Raw genomic sequence first — 3,295 nt, forward strand, 5'->3', positions numbered from 1 at the left:
AACACAGTGGACGCGAGCAACTGAGGACAAGCCCTCGGCCTATTAGTACCAGTCAGCTCCACCCGTTACCGGGCTTCCACATCTGGCCTATCAACCCAGTCGTCTACTGGGAGCCTTAACCCTTCAAGAGGGTGGGAATACTCATCTCGAAGCAGGCTTCCCGCTTAGATGCTTTCAGCGGTTATCCTTTCCGAACGTAGCCAACCAGCCATGCCCTTGGCAGGACAACTGGCACACCAGAGGTTCGTCCGTCCCGGTCCTCTCGTACTAGGGACAGCCCTTCTCAATATTCCTACGCGCACAGCGGATAGGGACCGAACTGTCTCACGACGTTCTAAACCCAGCTCGCGTACCGCTTTAATGGGCGAACAGCCCAACCCTTGGGACCGACTCCAGCCCCAGGATGCGACGAGCCGACATCGAGGTGCCAAACCATCCCGTCGATATGGACTCTTGGGGAAGATCAGCCTGTTATCCCCGGGGTACCTTTTATCCGTTGAGCGACAGCGCTTCCACAAGCCACTGCCGGATCACTAGTCCCGACTTTCGTCCCTGCTCGACCCGTCGGTCTCACAGTCAAGCTCCCTTGTGCACTTACACTCAACACCTGATTGCCAACCAGGCTGAGGGAACCTTTGGGCGCCTCCGTTACTCTTTAGGAGGCAACCGCCCCAGTTAAACTACCCATCAGACACTGTCCCTGATCCGGATCACGGACCCAGGTTAGACATCCAGCACGACCAGAGTGGTATTTCAACGACGACTCCACAACCACTGGCGTGGCCGCTTCAAAGTCTCCCACCTATCCTACACAAGCCGAACCGAACACCAATATCAAACTATAGTAAAGGTCCCGGGGTCTTTCCGTCCTGCTGCGCGAAACGAGCATCTTTACTCGTAGTGCAATTTCACCGGGCCTATGGTTGAGACAGTCGAGAAGTCGTTACGCCATTCGTGCAGGTCGGAACTTACCCGACAAGGAATTTCGCTACCTTAGGATGGTTATAGTTACCACCGCCGTTTACTGGCGCTTAAGTTCTCAGCTTCGCCGACCCGAAAGTCAGCTAACCGGTCCCCTTAACGTTCCAGCACCGGGCAGGCGTCAGTCCGTATACATCGCCTTACGGCTTCGCACGGACCTGTGTTTTTAGTAAACAGTCGCTTCTCGCTGGTCTCTGCGGCCACCCCCAGCTCACCGAGTAAATCGGATCACCAGTGATGGCCCCCCTTCTCCCGAAGTTACGGGGGCATTTTGCCGAGTTCCTTAACCATAGTTCACCCGAACGCCTCGGTATTCTCTACCTGACCACCTGAGTCGGTTTAGGGTACGGGCCGCCATGAAACTCGCTAGAGGCTTTTCTCGACAGCATAGGATCATCCACTTCACCACAATCGGCTCGGCATCAGGTCTCAGCCTTAATGTGTGACGGATTTACCTACCACACGGCCTACACCCTTACCCCGGGACTACCACCGCCCGGGCTGGACTACCTTCCTGCGTCACCCCATCGCTTACCTAGTACAAGTCTGGTTCGTCGGCTCCACCACTACCCTCAACTCCGAAGAGATCGGGCCGGCTTCACGGACTTAGCATCGCCTGATTCAGTATTGGGCGTTTCAAAGCGGGTACCGGAATATCAACCGGTTGTCCATCGACTACGCCTGTCGGCCTCGCCTTAGGTCCCGACTTACCCTGGGCAGATCAGCTTGACCCAGGAACCCTTAGTCAATCGGCGCACACGTTTCTCACGTGTGTATCGCTACTCATGCCTGCATTCTCACTCGTGAACCGTCCACAACTCGCTTCCGCGGCTGCTTCACCCGGCACACGACGCTCCCCTACCCATCCACACAGGCGTTGGCCCTATATGTGTGAATGACACGACTTCGGCGGTACGCTTGAGCCCCGCTACATTGTCGGCGCGGAATCACTTGACCAGTGAGCTATTACGCACTCTTTCAAGGGTGGCTGCTTCTAAGCCAACCTCCTGGTTGTCTCTGCGACTCCACATCCTTTCCCACTTAGCGTACGCTTAGGGGCCTTAGTCGATGCTCTGGGCTGTTTCCCTCTCGACCATGGAGCTTATCCCCCACAGTCTCACTGCCGTGCTCTCACTTACCGGCATTCGGAGTTTGGCTAAGGTCAGTAACCCGGTAGGGCCCATCGCCTATCCAGTGCTCTACCTCCGGCAAGAAACACACGACGCTGCACCTAAATGCATTTCGGGGAGAACCAGCTATCACGGAGTTTGATTGGCCTTTCACCCCTAACCACAGGTCATCCCCCAGGTTTTCAACCCTGGTGGGTTCGGTCCTCCACGAAGTCTTACCTCCGCTTCAACCTGCCCATGGCTAGATCACTCCGCTTCGGGTCTTGAGCGCGCTACTAAATCGCCCTATTCGGACTCGCTTTCGCTACGGCTTCCCCACACGGGTTAACCTCGCAACACACCGCAAACTCGCAGGCTCATTCTTCAAAAGGCACGCAGTCACGACTGCATGTGCAAGCACACACAGCGACGCTCCCACGGCTTGTAGGCACACGGTTTCAGGTACTATTTCACTCCGCTCCCGCGGTACTTTTCACCATTCCCTCACGGTACTATCCGCTATCGGTCACCAGGGAATATTTAGGCTTAACGGGTGGTCCCGCCAGATTCACACGGGATTTCTCGGGCCCCGTGCTACTTGGGTGTCTCTTAAACGAGCCGTTAATGTTTCAGCTACGGGGGTCTTACCCTCTACGCCGGACCTTTCGCATGTCCTTCGCCTACATCAACGGTTTCTGACTCGTCTCACGGCCGGCAGACCATGAAAAAGAGATCCCACAACCCCGCATGCGCAACCCCTGCCGGGTATCACACGCATACGGTTTGGCCTGATCCAGTTTCGCTCGCCACTACTCCCGGAATCACGGTTGTTTTCTCTTCCTGAGGGTACTGAGATGTTTCACTTCCCCTCGTTCCCTCCACACTGCCTATGTGTTCAGCAGCGGGTGACAGCCCATGACGACTGCCGGGTTTCCCCATTCGGACACCCCCGGATCAAAGCTTGGTTGACAGCTCCCCGGGGCCTATCGTGGCCTCCCACGTCCTTCATCGGTTCCTGGTGCCAAGGCATCCACCGTGCGCCCTTAAAAACTTGGCCACAGATGCTCGCGTCCACTGTGCAGTTCTCAAACAACGACCAGCCACCCATCACCCCACCCATACGGGCGAGTTCACTGGGGCCGGCAACCGAAGGACAGACTCAAACGAGCCCGTACCTTCAGATACCCAACAGCGTGCCCGACACG

The 3,295-nt window shown here is 56.5% G+C and carries 1 rRNA gene; it reads right to left on the reverse strand.

Annotated elements, in window-relative coordinates:
* Nucleotides 1-22: 22 nt before the first annotated feature.
* Nucleotides 23-3,147: ribosomal RNA gene (locus ABZ434_RS35965) — 23S ribosomal RNA — on the reverse strand.
* Between the last annotated feature and the right edge of the window lie 148 nt (nucleotides 3,148-3,295).

The sequence above is a fragment of the Streptomyces sp. NPDC005761 genome, assembly GCF_040630635.1.
Taxonomy (GTDB): Bacteria; Actinomycetota; Actinomycetes; order Streptomycetales; family Streptomycetaceae; genus Streptomyces.